Here is an 18,330-nt window from a genome sequence, read left to right as displayed (position 1 = left end):
AGGATGAAGCTGAAATTACGCAAGGTGTTACGCATTGATCGTTCTCCTGGTGAGTGATGGTGCCGGTGAAGCGAATCTGTTCTTCCTGTGGGGGCGAATTCATTCGCGAAGGGCGACGCAGCTGCCCCCTGGTTGCTCCCAGGGCAGGCCTGCGGCCTGCTTAGCGACTGAAGTCGCCCCCACAAGGAAGAGCGAACAGCCGATTAATGCTTGAACATCACATGACGCACGGCGGTGTAGTCCTCCAGGCCGTACATGGACATGTCCTTGCCGTAGCCGGAGTGCTTGACCCCGCCATGGGGCATTTCGCTGACCAACATGAAATGAGTGTTGACCCAGGTGCAGCCGTACTGCAGGCGCGCGGACAGGCGGTGGGCGCGACCGACATCGGCGGTCCACAGCGAGGAGGCCAGGCCGTAGTCGGAGTCGTTGGCCCAGGCCAGTACCTGCTCCTCGTCGTCGAAGGCGGTGACCGAGACCACCGGGCCGAACACCTCGCGGCGGACGATCTCGTCGTCCTGGCGGGCGCCAGCCAGCACCGTGGGCTGGAAGAAGAAGCCGGGGCCGGCGACGCGCGCACCGCCGGTGACCACCTGGATGTGCGGCACGGCGCTGGCGCGCTGGACGAAGCCTTCGACGCGCGCGAGGTGCTGCTCGGTGATCAGCGGGCCGAGTTCGGTGGCCGGGTCGTCCTGCAGGCCGGTCTGGATGCTGCCCACGGCCTCGCCGAGCTTGGCCACAAACTTGTCGTAGATGCCCTGCTGCGCGTAGATGCGGCAGGCGGCGGTGCAGTCTTGCCCAGCGTTGTAGAAACCGAAGGTGCGGATGCCTTCCACGGCGGCGTCGATGTCGGCATCGTCGAAGATGATCACCGGGGCCTTGCCGCCCAGTTCCATGTGCATGCGTTTCACGCTGTCGGCGGTGCCGGCGATGATCCGCGAGCCGGTGGCGACCGAGCCGGTGAGGGAGACCATGCGCACTTTCGGGTGGGTGGTCAGCGGTTCGCCGACGCTCGGGCCGCGGCCGAAGACCAGGTTCACCACGCCGGCGGGGAAGAGCTCGTTGATGAATTCGGCGAGCTTGAGGGCGGTCAGTGGAGTCTGCTCGGAGGGTTTCAGCACCACGGTGTTGCCGGCGGCCAGGGCCGGGCCGAGTTTCCAGGCGGCCATCATCAGCGGGTAGTTCCACGGCGCGATGGAGGCGACCACGCCGATCGGATCGCGGCGGATCATCGAGGTGTGGCCGGGCAGGTATTCACCAGCGGCGGAACCGCTCATGCAGCGGCTGGCGCCGGCGAAGAAGCGGAACACATCGGCGATGGCCGGCAGCTCGTCGTTCAGCGCGGCGGTGTAGGGCTTGCCGCAGTTCTGCGATTCCAGGCGGGCGAGTTCCTCGGCGTGGGCGTCGATCTTGTCGGCCAGCTTGAGCAGCAGGGCGGAACGGTCCTTCGGCGGGGTCTGCGACCAGGCCGGGAAGGCGGCATCGGCGGCCTGCACGGCGGCATCGACCTGGGCCGGGCTGGCCTCGGCGATTTCCACCAGGGCGGTGCCGAGGGACGGGTTGAGCACGGCGAAGCTCGGGCCTTCGCCGGCGACCAGTTGGCCATTGATCAGGAGTTTGGTTTGCATGGGGTAAACCTCGCTGAGTTCTAGCCCCTCTCCCTCTGGGAGAGGGTTGGGGTGAGGGAAATTCGGTGCGGCTCGGACTGCCCTCTCCCCCGGCCCCTCTCCCGCAAGCGGGAGAGGGGAGAAAAGCGAGGGAGAGGGGAGGTTGGACGGTGCTTACTGCGCAGGCACGCCAGCTACGTCAGCGGCCTTTGGGGCGGTTTTGGAGAACTTCCAGGTGTCGCCGGCCGGAGCGGTGCCCTTGTCGTAGGGCTTGGCCAGCAGCATGTAGAGGAAGCCGGCGCCCATCACCACGACCGTGGTCAGGATCATCGAGTAGTTGATGTACCAGGCGGCATCCGGAGAGCGCGGCCAGACCATGTTGACGATGGCGCCGACGCCGTAGATCAACGCGGCGATGTTCACCAGCGGACCCCAGCCGCCGAGGCTGAACTGGCCGCTCGGGCTCCAGCCCTTGGCGCGGGCGATGAGTGCGGCGATGACGATCATCTGGAAGGCTACGTAGATACCGATGGCGGCGAAGCCGACGATGGTGGCCACGGCATCGGCCATGAACAGGCCGAGGCAGACGATGGCCGCCGGCACCACGCCGCTCACCACCAGGGCGAAGGACGGCACATGGTTGGCGGACAGGCGCTTGAGCAGGTTGCTGCCGACGATCATCTCGTCGCGGGCATAGGCGAACAGCAGGCGGCTGGCGGCTGCTTGCAGGCTGAGCACGCAGGAGATGAAGGAGACCATCACCACGGCCATCACCAGTTTCGAGCCCACCGGGCCGAACGCATTGGCGAGGATGGTGGAAACCGGGTCGGTGTCTTCGCCGGCGATCACCTTCTGCATGTCGGGCACGGCGAGGATCAGCGCCAGGCAGGCGAACATGGCGGCGGCACCACCGATGTAGATGGTCATGCGCATGGCCTTGGGAATGCGCTTGCCGGGGTTGGGGGTTTCCTCGGCCACGTCACCGCAGGCCTCGAAGCCGTAGTACTGGAACAGGCCAGCGAGGGAGGCGGCGAGGAAGGCGGGCAGGTAGGAGCCGTTGACGTTCAAGTCGAAGGTGTCGAACAGCACGCTGAACGGCTGATGACGCTCGAACAGCAACAGATAACCGCCGACCAGGATGGCGCCCACCAGCTCGCAGAGGAAGCCGAACATGGCCACTCGGGCGAGCAGCTTGGTGCCCACCAGGTTGAGTGCGGTGGACAGCAGGATCAGGCCAAGGGCGATGTAGATGTTGGCGTTGGAATTGGCCTCGAAGCCGAGCATGGCGGCGAGGTAGGGACCCGCGCCCACGGCGACGCCGGCGATGGTGGCGCACAGCGCCCAGGCATAGACCCAACCCACCATCCACGCCCAGCGCTTGCCTACCAGGCGACGGGCCCAGGGGTAGACGCCACCGGAGATGGGGAACTGCGAAACCACTTCACCGAAGATCAGGCACACCAGCAGTTGGCCGAGTCCGATCAGCAGGTAGGACCAGAACATCGGCGGGCCGCCCGCCGCGAGGCAGAGGCCGAACAGGGTGTAGACGCCGACCACCGGCGACAGATAGGTGAAGCCCAGGGAGAAGTTCTCCCAAAGGCTCATGCTGCGTTCGAAGTTGGAGCTGTAGCCGAGCGCCTTCAGTTGCTCGGCGTCGTGATCGAGTGTCGCGGTTGCACGCGCTGCAGGTGACCCACTCATATTGTTTTCCTCATTTGAATGGCAGTCGATTGCATGGCCGACGGGTTGCGGCCCGCCGGTGCTCCTGATGGAGCTTTTGTTTTTATGGGTAAAGCGTGATGCGGGCTTATCCGGCCTTGGCCACCTCCTCGTCATGGCCGTCATCGAACTGCGAGAGCCACTCGACAGCGGCATCGCGGTAGCGAGTGAAGCCCTTGTAGTCCACCAGTTCCTGGTTGAGGGACTTGAGCACGCGGTGCATGCGCTTGGCCCATGCCGGGTTGGTGGCGATGTCTTCCAGGTTCAGCATGTAGGTGCGGATCGGGAACACGATGGCGTTGCTGCGCGGCAGGCGGTGCAGGGGCTGCAGTTCGATGCGCAGGTAGACCAGTTTGCCGGCGTTCTCGGCGGTCACCGTGGTGCGGTCCGGCGCCCAGTCGGGCAGGCTTTCGGCGGAAACGTCAAGGCGCGGGTTGACGGTCAGCGACCAGTTCAGGCGGCGCACCGGATGGCCGCAGCGCAGGCGCAGAAGGAACTTCAGCGCGCGGTCGAGCATGCCGGTTTCCTTCACCAGCGGCACCGGGCCATGGAACTCGTGCCAGGCCATGCCGAGGTTGAAGCGCAGCGAGTAGTCGGCGCGCTGGGTGGCGATGCCGGCGCCCCAGTAGAGGGTGCCGTCACGTTCTTCCTGTAGTACCCAGTCGCCCTGGGCCTGGCGGGTGATGTACTCCATCGGCTCATAGGGCAGGGTCGCCGGGTCGCCGAAGGTGAAGGTGTCGTCGATGTTCAGCAGCTTGTTGGTCCAGTGCCAGCGAGTGCCTTCCTTCTCCAGTTGGAAGTATTCCGGGTAGTCGCTCGCGTAGGACTCCATGATCAGCTCGAGCAGGTCCCACTGGGCTTCCATCATGTGCGGAGCCGAGACGTAGTGCATGCCCGGGTCCTTTTCCAGGGTGATGGCGCGGTCGCGGCATTCGCTGATGTAGTGCTCGTCGATGTCGAACACGGCTCGCAGCGCGGCGTCGCCCACCGACACGTGGGGCTCCAGGTTCATCGAGTACATGTACTCGTCGTCCGGGAAGGGGAAGGGCGCACGGGCGATGCACTCGGGGCTGTTCGCGTAGGTGTAGTCGTCGCGGTAGGTTTCGTCGGGTCGGAACTGGATGGTCATGGGTATTCTCCGCTCAGCAATCGATGACCAAGCGCGAGCACTTGGCGCGCGACACGCAGGGCATGATTTTCTTGTTGGTGGCCTTGTCCTCGTCCGACAGCCAGTCGTCGGTGTGGAGAATCTCGCCGTCGAGTTCGAGCACTTCGGTCTCGCATTCCCCGCAGGCGCCACCACGGCACAGGTAGGGAATCCGGTGGCCGGCGGCTTCAGCCGCTTCCAGCAGGCTCTGGTCGGGCGAGACGTCGATGGTCGCGCCGCTGCGCGCCAGGGTGACGCTGAAGGCTTCGCCGGCACTGCCCTGTTCGAGGAAGCGCTCGTAGTGGATGTGGCTGTCGGTCCAGCCTTGGGCGAGGGCGCTGTCGATGGCGTCCTGGATCATGGATTCCGGGCCGCAGACATAGAGGTGGCTGCCCAGCGGGCGGTCGGCCAGCACGGCGGAAATATCCAGGCGTTGATCGAGATTGCCGCGGTACAGGTGCACTACGTCGCCGTACTTTCGCTGCAGCTCTTCACCCAGGCGGGCATGTTCGGTACCGCGTACCGCCAGGTGCACTTCGAAGGGCGTACCGCGCAGACGCAGCTCGGCCAGTTGCGAGCAGACCGGGGTTATGCCGACGCCACCTGCGACGAACAAGTGCAGGCGAGCGTGTTTGCTCAGCGGGAACAGGTTCACCGGGCGAAGGATTTGCAGTACATCGCCTTCGTTCACCGCCTCGTGCATCCGCAATGAGCCGCCGCGGCCGTCTTCGATTCGGCGCACGGCGATCTGGTATGCGCTGGAGTCGTACGGCGAGCTCATCAGCGAGTAGGCGTTGCGGTAGGTGCCGTTGTCGTGGGGGATCAGTACCACCACGTTGCTGCCGCCGGAGAAGGGCGGCAGGTGCGAGCCGTCGGTGGAAACCAGGGTGAAGCGTTTGATTTCGGGGGTGACCGCTTCAATGTGCGCGACACGCACGTTGAGGGTTCCGGTTTGTTGGCTCATGTGTCGAGCTCCTCTGCTTCCGGCAGTTCGCCGGGGGCTTCGGCGTCGGCCTTGACCGCCTGGAAGGCGGCGAGGCGGCGGGAGTAGTGGTCGCGCACGACCAGCATCAGGTTGCAACCGGGGCACTGGAAGACACGCTTGGTGACGTTCTCGGTGTAGGTGTCGCAGTGCACGCACCAGATGCGGCGCACGTAGGTGCCGGCGTCTTCGCGCAGTACTTCGTCGTGGTTCAGGTCGTAGGCGGTGGCTACCTGCATGGCGGTGCCGATGAAGCTTTCCGATCCGGAAAGGTACAGGCGTGTGCCCATGCGGGACTCACCCAGCAGTTGGTCGAGCGCCTCGACCAGGGCCTGGTTGCTGGCGTGGACGCGCAGTTCGGCAACTTGCTGCTGTTGCAGCTCGACGAGGAAGTCCTGGCCGGAGAAGGATTCCTGCGAATAGAACACGGTGATGTGTAGGCCCTGCCCGGACATTTCGCCCAGCAGGCGCAGCATGGCGCGGCCGCCGCTGCCCTGGCCGGCGACGATGTGGCGAGTGCCGCCGGGGAGGGGGCGCAGCTGGTCGTAGACCGGCCGGCTCTTGATACCTGTAATCAGCATTGTTGTTTTACCTCCAGAACTGCCGGACCGCTGGGGCTCGGCATCTATGCGATGACCCACTCAGGTGGATGGGGTGGAGGTCATAAAGCATTTGGCGTGCCATATTTATAAGTAATTGATTTATAAGGTTTTATATTTTTTGGTTGGCAAATTTGTAAGCAAAAGTGGCGAACGCTGTAGGCATTCTTGCAGCGGTGCTGGATGGCGCGGGAAGGGGAAATTGCAGCGGCAGGCACATCCCTGTGCCGGAGGATTCAGTCGCGTTGCAGCTTGCGGATCAGGGTGCCGATGTCGATGCCCAGTTGCTGGGCCGCCTTGCGCTTGCTGCCTTGGCTTTCTACCGCCTGCAGGATGAGCTGGCGTTCGTAGCGCTGGACCTGGGCCTTGAGGTTCTCACTCGCTTCGTCGCGGGCCGGCGGTAGCGTCTCGAGCTCCACGCGCTGGGTAGCAGGCCTGGCGCCTATTGGCGCGACCAGCCCCAGCAGTTCCGGGGGCAGGTGCTGCTCGCTGGCTTCGTCGTCGGCCAGTACGGCCAGACGTTCGAAGATGTTCACCAGCTCGCGGATATTGCCCGGGTAGTCATAGTTCAGCAGGCGCTGGCGGCAGCCGCCGGATAGCCGCAGAGTCGGCTGGCGGTCACGGTTGATGCGCATCAGGAGGATGTCCATAAGCACCGGCAGGTCTTCCAGGTGCTGGCGCAGCGGAGGGATCTCCACAGGCAATACCGCCAGCCGGTAGTAGAGGTCGGCGCGGAACTCGCCGGTTTCCACCAGGCGGCGCAGGTCCTTGTTGGTGGCGGCTATCACCTGGACCTGGACGGTCTTGGAGAGCGGCGAGCCCACCGACTGGATGCTGCCATCCTCGAGGAACTTGAGCAGTTTGGCCTGCACATGCAGCGGAATCTCGCCGATCTCATCGAGAAAAAGGGTGCCGCCCGAAGCGCTTTCAATATAGCCGCGCTTGCCTCCCTGCAGGGCGCCGGTGAAGGCGCCGCGCTCGTAGCCGAACATCTCCGACTCGAACAGGGTTTCCGGGATGCTGCCGCAGTTGACGTGGATGAAAGGCCGATCGCCCCAGCCAGCGGCGCGGTGGATATGCCGGGCGATGGCGGTCTTGCCCACGCCGGGCTCACCGAGCAGCAGCAGGCGGGCGCGCCGGCGGAAGGCGCGCACGCCGGTGTCGGCGATGCTGGAGAGCAGGGGCGAAAGGTGCAGGGCGTTGTCCTGCGGGTCGCCGAGGCCACTGTTCTCCGCTGGGGCGAAGGTTTGTTGGGAGCTGCGGCGCTGGCTTTCGCGGCCTTCGAAGTCGCGCTGCACCAGCAGGGTATAGGGTTTTTCGTAGGCGCCGGTGGGCACCGCCTGGGTGCTGGTGAGGAACATGCGGCCATCGCGGGAGCGGGTCAGCGCGCTGTTGCCGCCGCGGCCGACGGCCTGCTGGAAGTCCTCGAAACCCAGGGCCGAGCGCTGGAAGAACTCGGCGTTGGGCAGGCCCACCACCTCCTGCCGCGACAGCCTGTTGACCCGCTCGGCGGCGAGGTTGAGGAAACGCACCCGCGACTCGCCATCGCAAAGGATGATCGCCTCGCTGAAGCTGTCCAGCAGGGCATGCAGCGCCGGGGTTTCCAGCAGTGAGGAAAGGATTTCGCTGCTGACGTTGACCGAGGAGCGCATGCCCATCTTCAGGGGCGGCAGGAGGCTTTTTTCAATCATGGATGCAGCTCGGTGCTATGCTGGGCGGCACGTTGCGCCGCGCGCAGCACCGCCACCTTCCACGCTACGCCTTCCTCCATGAGGATGCGCGAGCAGTGGACGTTGAACAGTTGCGGGCGGCCGCTGAGGTCGGTGAGGTGCAAGCTGTGCCAGGTGCGCTCAGGCGGCGACTGGTCGAGCAGGGCATGGGCAATGCTGGCTCCCTGGGTGATGCCGAAGGTGTGCTCGAAGGCGGCATTGCGCCACTGCGGTTGCAGTTCTTCGTCGATTACCAGCACCGCGTCCGGGACCGCGTCGAAAACCCGACGCAAGGCGTCGATGCGCTGTTCGGCATCGTGCTGAATGCGCAGTTCCTGGCTGACATCGCGGATGCTGCCCCACATGCGCAGCAGGCGGCCGTTGTGGATGGCGGCGCGGACATCGTTCTCCACGTAGGCCGGGGAGCCGTCGTGGCGTCGGTCCACCGAGAGCGCGCCGTCGACGCAGAAATCGGTTTCCACCAGGCGCCGCACGAACTCTTCATTGGCTGGGCTGCGCGGCCAATAGAGGCGCACCGGTTGCTGGTTGAAGTCGACGTCCGCCGGCATCTCGTAGACGTCCGCCATGGCGCGGTTGCACATGCGCCAGTAGGAGCGGTTCTCGAACACCTGGCGGACCACTTCGTCGGGCGTCTGGGTGATGTCTACCGCCTCGGCGAACTCGATACACCAGTAGGCCACCTTGGCGCTGTAGAGCATCTGGCTCATGACTTCGTTGGCGTTCTGCAGCTCGCTCATGCGGCGGCTGAGGGAGCCCAGGGGCATCTTGATCAGGTGCAGGCGTGGCGAGGCTACTGCGCGCCACTCCAGCATGCCGCTGGCCAGCACTGGGAGCAGACCGCCGCTATGGCGGATCAGGGTCAGCTCCAGGTCCTGGACCCGCTCGTCGGCGGGCGGGTTGGCGAACAGCTGGTGCAGAGCGCGTACCGATTCGGCGGTGTAAATCTGCTCGATACCCTGGCCGTGGAGTTCGTCCGGGGCGTAGCCGAGCTGGTCGCTCTGGCTGGGCGAGACGTGCAGCAGCTGGCCATTGACGGAGATGCTGTCGGAAAGGAGCAGGCCCTTGTCGGCCAGCAGTTGTAGTAGGTCCATAATGCATCCAGAGAGTGCTGTGCGGGATTCGAATTTCAACCCGCACATTGCGTGCCAGCTGCCATGGACAGGAGGCACGGGGCCTTCAGCCGGAAGTGAAGCGCGAGTGCTGCATTTTTACAGCGCCTTTGTGCGTCTCTACAGCACCTCCGGTCGGATTAAGGGGAGGCCGGGAGAGTGTCGGGTAGACCGTCCCGCCGGTACCCGGCCCGCTTCGCACAGTCCGCCTTGGATTGCCCAGACCCGCGAAGGCATGGCTATCCCATTTTCTTGCTTCCCTGAGAATCACAGGTTCCCAAACCTGGATTGCAGCATAGCCACAGCGGAGCGGATGTTCCCCAAGGCGATTGTAGGACGGCGATGCAGTTGGCGCGGTAGGGGCTGATCCCTCTTTAGGGGGACTTTGGGAGGCTGTATGCGCGGGATGGCATCTTTCGAACCATGGGGATGATGGTGAATCAGCCAGAAGCAGTCAGTAGCAGGGGGCGACTTTCGCCCCGAATCCGACACTTGGAACCGTCAGCAACACCTGCGGCGATTCTATTCCTCATGCAAAATGACATAATCGCGAGTGGCTCATAACAGGGTCGAATAAATGACCGTCGATAGCTTCGACCAACTCGCGATCTTCGCGACCGTGGCGCAGGAACGCAGCTTCACCCGCGCCGCAGCCAAACTTGGCATGTCACAGCCCGCCTTGAGCCGGGCCATGCGTCAGTTGGAGGAACGACTGGGCGTCCGGTTGCTCGCGCGCACCACCCGAAGCGTTTCTCCCACCGAGGCCGGTGAACATCTGCTGCGGGTGGTCGCCCCGAGGTTCGAAGAAATCAACAGCGAGCTGGGTCTGCTCAGCAAGTACCGCGACAAGCCGGCCGGCAATCTGCGCATCACGGCCGGCGAGCATTCCGCGATCACCATCCTGCAACCCGCGCTCGCAAAGCTGCTGCCCGAGAATCCCGATCTCAACATCGAGATCATCGTGGACTACGGTCTGACCGATATCGTGGCGGAAGGCTACGACGCCGGCGTCCGGTTGGGTGAGCAGGTCGCCAAGGACATGATCGCGGTACGCATCGGCCCCGACATGCAGATGGCTGTTGTCGGCTCTCCGGAGTACTTCGCCCGGCATCCGAAACCCAAGATCCCGCGCGATCTCATGCAGCACAACTGCATCAACATCCGAATGCCGACTTACGGCGGAATCTTTCCTTGGGAGTTCGAGAAGAAGGGACAGGAGCTGAAAGTCCGCGTCGAGGGGCAACTGGTGTTCAACAACATTGCCATGCGAATGGAAGCAGCGCTCAAGGGGCTGGGGCTGGCCTACATGCCTGAGGACCTGGTGCGGAAGCATGTCGACGACGGGTGGTTGATTCGCGTGCTCGCGGATTGGTGCGAACCGTTCGCGGGGTACCACCTCTACTACCCAAGCAGACGCCAGACTTCACCCGCCTTCACGCTGTTCCGTGATGCGCTGCGCTACTCCGGCTGATTTTTTCTCGCTCACCGGACTATGGAGTCCGGACTCATGAACGCCCGGCAGCTCCGGCCAAATGCGTATCCAACGCCTCGCGGGCACGCTTGGCTGCATCGGCGTTGCCGTTGTTGGCCAGCACCTGGATCACTTGACGCAACTGTGAAGCGGTAAGACCCACCCTCATGCTGGCGGCCATGTGCGAGCGCAGTTGTGGCTCCACGCCGGGCGTGGCGGCCAGCGCGCCGACCGTCGCCAGCTCACGACTCTGCCAGTCCAGGTTATCGCGCTCGAAGATGTCGCCGAACAGATGCGCCTGCAGGTACTGGTTGATGACGGGCGCAAAGTCGAACAGCGGCCCCTGGACGGGCGCACCCGCAATGCGGGTCTGGTTGGCCTTGCCCACCGCCAGCAGTTCATCACCAGTGGGAACGTCGCGACTGGGCTCGCGCCCCGGGGCGTCCTGAATGCCGCGCTGTTTTCGCTGCTCCACCACCTTCATCAACTCGGTGAGCGCATTCAGGCTGCGTGGAAACCCGGTGTAGGCGTAGAGCTGCACCAGGATCTCCTTCGCCTCGCTGATGCTCAGACCGGCATCCAGGCCTTGGTTCAGTGCAGCGTTGAGCTTGGGCATGTCGCTCGTGGCCATGGTGGCCGCGATCAACGGAATGGCCCGCTGCTTGGCGGACAGGGTTTCGGCGGTGGGCATCGCATTGGACAGGGCTTGCGGCTCCACGGAGTTCTGGGCAGCGTGACTCGGCGTAATCGCCAGCCCCAAGCTCAGCACGAATGCCGCTGCCAGCGCTCCTGGCTTGAAGTAGCTAGCGGGCGTTGTATTGGTCATCGGGGACTTTCTCCAGCCATTCCACACTCTTGCCATCCACCGCGCCAGTAACGGCCAGGTGGGTCATTGCGGTCGTCGGCGCGGCACCGTGCCAGTGCTTGACGCCAGGAGGGCACACGACCACGTCGCCTGGACGAATTTCTTGCACGGGTTTGCCCCACTCCTGGATCAGGCCCACGCCGGATACGACGACGAGTCGCTGTCCGGCGGGATGCGTGTGCCACGCCGAGCGCGCGCCGGGCTCGAAGGTCACGTAGGCGCCGGAGGCATTGATCTCGCGACTGGCGGGAAACAAGGGATCAACGCGCACCCGCCCGGTGAAGTAATCCGCCGGGCCTGCGACCGAAGCCTGCGTGCCGGCGCGGCTGATCTGCTGGGCGGCCGAGGACTCCTTGGCCTCGTCGGCCGCGTTGGCGAAGGGAATCGCGGCGCATACCGCGACCCCAAGCAGAGTCTTGTTCATGCTGCATGCCTCTGTTCAGAGCGTTCTGGCGTAGAACGTCGTCAGCTTGCCCATGGCGACGTCCACATACTCAGGAACCCAATAGGTCTCGATATGGGTGGCGCCGTCGATCAGGAACAGCTCCTTGTCCTGCGTGCCGCTGGCCTTGGGGAACGCCTCTTTGCTCATGTACAGGCTGTCGGCCTTGCTGCCCGCGATCATCAGCAACGGTTTGTCGATCAATTCGATCTGGTTGGTAGCGTCGAAGCGCATCAGGTCCAGCAAGCTGCTCATGGTGTACTTGAAGGTCGAGTTGGGGTGCGCGTATGTCTTCCAGTAGTACTCGTAGCCCTGCCGGTACAGAGCGAATGGCAACTTGGCGATCTGCTCATCGGTGAGGTTGGCATCACCTGCATAGCGAACTTCCCCGCCGGCCGCTTCCTCGGCGCGGGCCGCCGACGCCTGTTGCAGTCGCTGCTCGATGGTGTCCAGTTGCGAATCCACATAGCCATTTCGACGAACTCGTCCGGAATTGAACATGCTCAAGGTCGCAAGGGCCTTGAAGCGCTTGTCGGTCTGCGCTGCGGCCAGCGAGTACCCACCACCGCCGCAGATCCCGAGCAGCCCCAAGCGTCGCTGATCCACGCCGGCATACTGGCTGATGAAGTCCGCCATGCCGTGGATGTCTTCGATGCGATTCGCGGGTTTGTCCACGTTGCGCGGCTGGCCTTCGCTCGCACCTTGATAGGCCGCATCAGCGGCAACCGTGATGTAGCCTTGCTCGGCCAATCGTTGGGCATACAAGCCGGCGACTTGCTCCTTCACCCCTCCATTGGGATGCGCCACGATAACTGCCGGGTATTTCTTCGCAGGATCGTAGTTCGCCGGCGTATAGACGTTGGCGGCAATGTTCAGGCCGTTGAGGGTGTACGTGACCGGATGGATATTGACCTTGCCCGGCTCGTTCTTCGCAATGGCGCCGTCGTAGACCAAGGTGAACGGGTTTTGCTTGGAGTCCGCCGCCTCGGCGCCAAGCGCCGACAAACCGACCATCACGGCCATGAAGGTGGCCTTTATCGTTCGCTTCATCTGGATACTCCTGCCAACTTCTGGTGAGAGGCGCGGCGGCTATCGCCGTGCAACGCGGTCAATCAAGTTCTTTCTCTGCGAGAAACTTCGAAACCAGGTCTGCGATTTCGAGGTTGTTGATGTCCGAGAACGGGAAGTGGGAGTTGCCCTTGATCCCGATCTCCGGCAAGTGGATGAGCCTCACGTCGCCGCCATGCCGGTTCACCGTGCCACGCCACAGGCGTGCCATCTCAAGCCGGGCGCGCCAGCTGTCCTGTGCAGGCAGCGCCACTGGCTTGGCGGGGATGTTGTCGCCATAGAAGATGACGATGGGAATCCGCGTCAGCGCTTCGAACTGCGCCTTCGGCACGACATGCGCCGAGAGCGTGTCGAACGCGCTGCGGATCGGCGCGGGAGCTTCACCTTCCGGAAACACGAAGCTGCTGCCCGGCTCAAACGCCACGATGGCCCGCACATTGCGACTCTTGATCGCAGTCAGCCAACCGGGCCCGCCCGCCTGGGAATGGGTGAACAGAATGGCGGGGCCGGTCTTTTCCAGCAGGGCAGAGACACCGTCGGATACGACCTCGATGTCGAAGGGCCCGGTGTTGGGTGTCATCGAACGAAAGAATTGCTCCAGTGCATCCTCTCCACGTGGAAACTGGCTGCCCTCGAAGGAGTTGGGCCACAAGCCGATGCGGAACTGGTTGAACCACAGCTGCTCGTCCGCGACTGGCTTGATGGTCGTTTCAACCAGGCTGCGTCCCGCATTTCCCCGCCGCGGCTGGTCGATCAGATAGGTGGCGAAGCGGCGACGCAGGAAGATGTTCTGGAACCCTTCGCGTCCATCGGCCGTCGTCTCCCAGGACTTTGCGGACTGTCCTGCGCCATGCCACATGACGATTGGAAGCGGGTTGGCGTCCACTGGGATCTGATAGAACGCATAGACGTGATCGCCGTGGTAAGTCTGACCATCGGGCTTCATCGGGTTGTACGGATCAAAGGTGCCTGACGTCGTGATCACCTTGCCACCGGCAATCAGGCTTCCCTGGTCCTTGATGACCAACGGGCTGCGTTCACTCGCACTGACGACCGCGCTGGAGAACAACGCAAGACACAGGGTTCCCGCCCCAATCGCGGGCGCGCACTTGCGGATGATGTGTGGGGTCATGGGTTGCTCTCGGTTTGAGTGAACTGAGAAGCACGTTAACCCCAGACTATTGATCGATAAATATCAATAGTCGAATAGTACTGATACCAAAAATGCATAAATAGGCGCTCTGTTTATCACGCCGGGCAAGTGGCGAAGGCAGAGAAGCATCAGAACGGGACCACCTCCTTTTACTCGGTCTGCACTTGGCAGGATTGCGACGGTCTATCCTTGACCGTCGCGGCGGAGGGTCAGACTTCGGTCTGCTCCGCCATTTCCAGGGCATCATCGACCTCGATTCCCAGGTATCTGACGGTGCTTTCAAGCTTCGTATGACCAAGCAGAATTTGGACTGCTCGCAAGTTCTTCGTCCTGCGATAGATGAGCGATGCCTTGGTTCGCCGGAGGGTGTGAGTGCCGTACATGGTTGGGTCAAGGCCAATGGCCGTCACCCAGGCTTTGACTATTCGATCGTATTGCCGGGTAGAGAGATGATCTGAGCCGTGGAACCGACTTGGAAACAAGAAATCCTCGCTACGAAAGCAGACTTGAAGCAGCCAGACCTTCAGAGCCATTCGGGTTTGCTCGGTGATTTCAAATGGCACTGGGCGCTGAGTCTTCTGCTGCATCACGATGGCTCATAACGACACATGTTCCCCATGAGCTACGTCCCGTACACGCAGCTTGGTTAGGTCACAGGCTCGCAGCTTGCTGTCGATAGCCAAGTTGAAGAGAGCCAGATCCAGTGTCTTCTCCGCGAGCTGGAGTCTTACCCGAATGGCCCAGATATCTCTGAGTCGGAGCAGGGCCTTCTGCCCAACAAGATTTCCCTTGTTCCTAGGTTGATGGCTGCAGGTAGCAGTGGTGTTCATGGCTTGTTCTCCGCGTTGAGGGAGGACAAGGGTGGATAGGCCACGTTGCACGGTCGCTAGCCGATCCGAAGCTGCCGGTGGGAACCGGCAGAAACCGGCCAGAAGAAGACCATGGGCTAAGGTTTCGCGGAGGCTATCGAAGCCCAGGGCGCAGTCCTGAACGAAGACGAAAATGAGCAGAGGGCGAAGACAGAAACCGCCAGTATCAAAGGCATCGGGAGTCAAACGAAGTCGCTCAAGCACAGGCAGAGAATAGCCATAACGAACAGTGGAGCAGATACAGCTATCCAGCATAGACTGCCGTCGGCGCGGGTCAGGATCGTGGGGAGACCGCACCTCGCCTAAACCGATGACATCAGCCTTTTGCAGACACATTAGTACCGCTGGGGGCAAAGCATATGCTTGCCAGTGTGTGATGGCGTTTGGCTTATGCGCGCTAGCTTGCAGAATTCGGATTGCAAGCATCCAAGGACTAGAAATACACGAAAAATGTGGTTAGGCCGCTGGATTGCCCTGTTAACGATTACGCTAAGCCCTTTGGCATTCTCGTCTGAGATTAGCTGCAAGGTGGTCGCCATCAGCGATGGCGACACCTTCATATGCCTTGATGCGTCACGATCCCAGATCAAAGTACGCATGGCCAATATCGACACCCCCAAAAGCAAGCAGCCTTACGGCCAAAAGGCCAAACAAGAGCTCAGCGAGCTGCTGTTTGGAAAGGACATTCCCCTTGAGGCGGAAGCAAAGACAGGTACGGGCGCACTATCGGGTATGCCTATGTTGACGGCGTACATGCCAACCGAGAAATGGTTGCCCCGGGTGCCGCTTGGGTGTATCGCCAATACAACAGCGATCAATCCCTGATAGACCTGAAGCAGTCCGCTAAGGCCGCACGGCTCGGCCTATGGGGGTTATCAGAGGCTGAAGTAATGCCGCCATGGGAATGGCGAAAAGCAGGTAAAAGAACTACAGGCCACCTTCGGGTGGCCTTTTTGCATTAGCAGGTAATACTTCTCTGCAAAGGTGGGCGTGTTGCTCGTGGCGCGCGCCGCGGGGAGGTGTGAGGTGAACAAGCTATCAATTGTGGGTGCCGGAATAGTGGGTGAGGCGGCGGCTCAGATCATCGCCCGGGAAGAGTTCTGTCATGAGTTGATGTTGATTGATGTGCAGGGTGAGTTGGCAAAGGGCAAGGCGCTGGATGTCTGGCAGGCGGCAGTTGAGTCAGGTTCTGATACCAGGGTTTACGGCGGCTCCAATGCCGAATTGCTGCAGGATTCTGACCTGGTGGTGATTACCGCGGGTGTGCCCCGCAAGCCTGGTCAGTCGCGTCAGGATGTATTGAGTATCAATCTGCCAATTCTCGATAGCATCATGCGGGATATTAATCGTCATGCCCCGGCGGCGACGGTGTTGGTGGTGTCGAACCCGGTCGACGTGCTGACCTACCGGGCTTGCAGTCTCAGTGGGCTGGGACGCAACAGGGTGTTTGGGCAGGCGGGGGTACTGGATACCGCGCGCATGAAGTGTTTCATTGCCGAGGAGACAGGGTTTTCTGCTCGGGATATCACCGCGCTGGTGCTGGGAGGGCATGGCGATAGCATGGTGCCGCTGATGCGCTACTGTGCGGTCGGTTCGGTGCCGCTGTCTCACTTCCTGTCCGATCAGCAGATAGAGCGGATTGTGGAGCGCACACGTCAGGGTGGCGGCGAGATTCTGGGTTTGAAGAAGGTGGGGAGCGCCTGCGATGCGCCGGGCGTGGCTATCGCAGAGATGGTGGATGCTATCGCCAATGGGCGAAACCGCATTTTGCCGACGGTCGCGATTCTCGAAGGCGAGTACGGGCGGACAGGTATCGCCATGGGCGTCCCCTGTGTGCTGGGAGAGCTGGGGGTTGCGCGGGTGATCGAGTTGCCGCTGGATGCGCAGGAGCAGGCGATGTTCGACCACTCTGCCGATCAGGTGGTGCGTGATATTGCTGAAATGAATGCTTTGAGCGGGGGTATATGAGGGGGTTTTGGGCGCAAGGGGGAGTGGAGCGCCGGTCCCTGGCGCTCGGGGTCATGGCGCGGACTGGGCCGCCTATTTCTGCTGCTTGCTGCCTTTGATGTTGCCGGCAACTCCACCGGCGACGGCACCGATCGCCGCGCCGCTCATCGTCCCCTGCTGCTGGGGTGTCATCGAGGTGCAGCCGATCACGCCCGCTGCAGTGAGGACTGCGGCAAACAATAGGGACCGCTTCATGTTCACCTCCGCTACTTGTTCTGCTGCAGACCGGGCACGACCATCTCGAACCAGATGGTCTCGATGACGGGCCGTTTCACGCGGTCGGGATTGGCCGCGTACCACTGGTTGAGCCCTTCACGCACGGTGTCGAGCGTGTGGCCCTTCAAGCCCCTGCCGAAACGCGGAATCAGGCTCTGCTCATCGGACAGCGGTTTCGACCCATGGTAGGCCGCCTCCACCTGGTAGGCGTTGGCGATGCCGACGAGATAGGCCTTCTTGAGCTGCTCCGACGACTGCATCCATTGCTCGCCGGTGATCATGGGCACCTCGTCGGCGCGGGCAATGCCCGATGCCGTCGCCAGGGTCACGCATGCCGCCAATACCAGCGTGCCCATTCGCAATGTTCTCATCGTCTTCCCTCCTCGCTAGGCTGAACCTCAACGCCGTGGCGCGGCCTGCACCGGCGGCCCTGGGTCGCTTCGCCGGATCGCGCTTCGAACCAGTCGAACATACCGGAGCATCACCGGGCTCTCGCCGGCCCCGCATGTCAATGCCCGCACCCACAATTTCTCTTGCTGCACGCGAACTACACAGCAGTCCTACTCAGGCTGAGCCGTGACCTGTTCCGTGGCTCGCTGCTTCGCCTCCTGTGCTTCCAGGATCAACCGATAGGCGATGTAGTACTTGTAGATATTGCTGACGTAAGTCACCGTCTCCGCGCCGATTCGCTCGGCTGCGACATACTCGACGTTATGGAACCAGATGTTGGGATCCAGCCTGCGCTTGGCGGCTTCCTCGCGCAGCCGCGCAACTCTGGCCGGTCCGGCGTTGTACGACGCGAAGGTAAACAGGACCTTATCCAGTTCGGTCATCGGTTCGTCACCGTAGTACCTGTCGATCATCACCCGCATGTACTTGACCCCAGCCTCGATATTCGACTGGGTTCGCCTGATATCGCCAACCTTTAGCTCCTTGCCTGTAGCCGGCATGACCTGCATCACGCCGATGGCTCCCACGGGGCTTCGAACGGACTGGTCAAGCCGCGACTCCTGGTACCCCTGAGCCGCCATCAGCAGCCAGTCCACACTGTACTTGTCACCGTATTGCTTGAAGAATTGAGTCAAATCGAGGAACTTCTTCCGCTCCGCCTGGGATGCAGCGTTCTTGATATATTTCGCGCTCTTCAGATAGCGCGTCAGAATCATATTTCCCGTTGCAGTTCCTTTGCGGTGACGAGTGACGAAGTCATCAACAGCCGTTTTGAGTTGCGGGCTCCCCTTCCGTATCGCCCAGGCAATCTCTCCCCCCGTGCGTATGGCAACCCCTTCATGGACCGTAACCGCGGGAAAGACCTGCTTCCAGAGGTCCGCCTTGTGCTTGTCCAT

General features: G+C 62.3%; 18 protein-coding genes and 1 pseudogene. 4 read left to right on the top strand and 15 right to left on the bottom strand.

What is annotated here, in order from left to right:
* Positions 1–203: 203 nt before the first annotated feature.
* The 7 genes from E8F12_RS03550 to E8F12_RS03520 all read right to left on the bottom strand — a co-directional run bounded on the left by E8F12_RS03550 (position 204) and on the right by E8F12_RS03520 (position 8,875).
* Complete coding sequence (locus tag E8F12_RS03550) at positions 204–1,628, bottom strand: gamma-aminobutyraldehyde dehydrogenase (RefSeq protein WP_280323922.1); 1,425 nt, start codon at positions 1,626–1,628, stop codon at positions 204–206.
* Positions 1,629–1,781: 153 nt separating this feature from the next.
* The gene (locus E8F12_RS03545) at positions 1,782–3,308 is read right to left on the bottom strand and encodes an APC family permease (RefSeq protein ID WP_280323921.1); all 1,527 of its coding nucleotides are present in this window, start codon (positions 3,306–3,308) and stop codon (positions 1,782–1,784) included.
* A 106-nt stretch (positions 3,309–3,414) separates the two neighbouring features.
* Positions 3,415–4,455 carry a DUF3445 domain-containing protein gene (locus E8F12_RS03540; protein ID WP_280323920.1) on the bottom strand — a complete coding sequence of 347 codons (1,041 nt, stop codon included), beginning with the start codon at positions 4,453–4,455 and terminating at the stop codon, positions 3,415–3,417.
* A 13-nt stretch (positions 4,456–4,468) separates the two neighbouring features.
* Positions 4,469–5,437, bottom strand: coding sequence for a PDR/VanB family oxidoreductase (locus E8F12_RS03535; RefSeq protein ID WP_280323919.1), 969 nt, complete (start codon positions 5,435–5,437; stop codon positions 4,469–4,471).
* Positions 5,434–6,036: a dimethylamine monooxygenase subunit DmmA family protein gene (locus tag E8F12_RS03530; protein ID WP_280323918.1), complete on the bottom strand. Its 603-nt coding sequence runs from the start codon at positions 6,034–6,036 to the stop codon at positions 5,434–5,436. Before E8F12_RS03530 ends, E8F12_RS03535 begins: the two co-directional genes overlap by 4 nt.
* A 254-nt stretch (positions 6,037–6,290) precedes the next feature.
* Positions 6,291–7,745: a sigma 54-interacting transcriptional regulator gene (locus tag E8F12_RS03525; RefSeq protein WP_280323917.1), complete on the bottom strand. Its 1,455-nt coding sequence runs from the start codon at positions 7,743–7,745 to the stop codon at positions 6,291–6,293.
* Positions 7,742–8,875: a PAS domain-containing protein gene (locus E8F12_RS03520; protein ID WP_280323916.1), complete on the bottom strand. Its 1,134-nt coding sequence runs from the start codon at positions 8,873–8,875 to the stop codon at positions 7,742–7,744. The genes E8F12_RS03525 and E8F12_RS03520 overlap by 4 nt, the downstream gene beginning before the upstream one ends.
* 595 nt (positions 8,876–9,470) lie before the next feature.
* Between E8F12_RS03520 and E8F12_RS03515 the strand changes: the two genes are divergently transcribed.
* Positions 9,471–10,364 carry a LysR family transcriptional regulator gene (locus E8F12_RS03515; RefSeq protein WP_280323915.1) on the top strand — a complete coding sequence of 298 codons (894 nt, stop codon included), beginning with the start codon at positions 9,471–9,473 and terminating at the stop codon, positions 10,362–10,364.
* Positions 10,365–10,398: 34 nt separating this feature from the next.
* On the opposite strand, the gene E8F12_RS03510 is transcribed toward E8F12_RS03515, so the two are convergent.
* The 5 genes and pseudogenes from E8F12_RS03510 to E8F12_RS03490 all read right to left on the bottom strand — a co-directional run bounded on the left by E8F12_RS03510 (position 10,399) and on the right by E8F12_RS03490 (position 14,722).
* Positions 10,399–11,190 (bottom strand): carboxymuconolactone decarboxylase family protein, encoded by a 792-nt coding sequence (locus tag E8F12_RS03510; RefSeq protein WP_280323914.1) that lies wholly within the window; start codon positions 11,188–11,190, stop codon positions 10,399–10,401.
* Entirely contained in the window at positions 11,168–11,653 is a 486-nt protein-coding gene (locus E8F12_RS03505) for a cupin domain-containing protein (RefSeq protein ID WP_280323913.1), read from the bottom strand. The genes E8F12_RS03510 and E8F12_RS03505 overlap by 23 nt, the downstream gene beginning before the upstream one ends.
* 15 nt (positions 11,654–11,668) lie before the next feature.
* Positions 11,669–12,721: an alpha/beta hydrolase gene (locus tag E8F12_RS03500; protein ID WP_280323912.1), complete on the bottom strand. Its 1,053-nt coding sequence runs from the start codon at positions 12,719–12,721 to the stop codon at positions 11,669–11,671.
* A gap of 58 nt (positions 12,722–12,779) precedes the next feature.
* Entirely contained in the window at positions 12,780–13,871 is a 1,092-nt protein-coding gene (locus E8F12_RS03495; protein ID WP_280323911.1) for an alpha/beta fold hydrolase, read from the bottom strand.
* A 230-nt stretch (positions 13,872–14,101) separates the two neighbouring features.
* Positions 14,102–14,722: pseudogene (locus E8F12_RS03490) on the bottom strand (tyrosine-type recombinase/integrase).
* A 489-nt stretch (positions 14,723–15,211) separates the two neighbouring features.
* Here E8F12_RS03490 and E8F12_RS03485 point away from each other — a divergent pair.
* From E8F12_RS03485 to E8F12_RS03475, 3 genes are all read left to right on the top strand, one after another.
* The gene (locus E8F12_RS03485) at positions 15,212–15,586 is read left to right on the top strand and encodes a thermonuclease family protein (protein WP_280323910.1); all 375 of its coding nucleotides are present in this window, start codon (positions 15,212–15,214) and stop codon (positions 15,584–15,586) included.
* Positions 15,487–15,723: a thermonuclease family protein gene (locus E8F12_RS03480; RefSeq protein ID WP_280323924.1), complete on the top strand. Its 237-nt coding sequence runs from the start codon at positions 15,487–15,489 to the stop codon at positions 15,721–15,723. The genes E8F12_RS03485 and E8F12_RS03480 overlap by 100 nt, the downstream gene beginning before the upstream one ends.
* Before the next feature lie 64 nt (positions 15,724–15,787).
* Positions 15,788–16,729: a malate dehydrogenase gene (locus E8F12_RS03475; RefSeq protein ID WP_280323909.1), complete on the top strand. Its 942-nt coding sequence runs from the start codon at positions 15,788–15,790 to the stop codon at positions 16,727–16,729.
* A gap of 72 nt (positions 16,730–16,801) precedes the next feature.
* Here the strand turns inward: E8F12_RS03475 and E8F12_RS03470 are convergent, their stop codons facing one another.
* From E8F12_RS03470 to E8F12_RS03460, 3 genes are all read right to left on the bottom strand, one after another.
* Positions 16,802–16,963: a glycine zipper domain-containing protein gene (locus E8F12_RS03470; RefSeq protein WP_280323908.1), complete on the bottom strand. Its 162-nt coding sequence runs from the start codon at positions 16,961–16,963 to the stop codon at positions 16,802–16,804.
* Positions 16,964–16,974: 11 nt separating this feature from the next.
* Entirely contained in the window at positions 16,975–17,355 is a 381-nt protein-coding gene (locus E8F12_RS03465; RefSeq protein ID WP_280323907.1) for a hypothetical protein, read from the bottom strand.
* A 189-nt stretch (positions 17,356–17,544) separates the two neighbouring features.
* Positions 17,545–18,330, bottom strand: a 786-nt coding sequence (locus E8F12_RS03460) for a transglycosylase SLT domain-containing protein (protein ID WP_280323906.1), incomplete at its 5' end; no start/stop codon positions are given.

It is taken from the genome of Pseudomonas sp. BN102 (assembly GCF_029871245.1).
In the GTDB taxonomy this organism is placed as follows: Bacteria; Pseudomonadota; Gammaproteobacteria; order Pseudomonadales; family Pseudomonadaceae; genus Metapseudomonas.
Note: the sequence above shows the minus strand (reverse complement) of the source record. Positions and strands in the feature narration are given on the sequence as shown.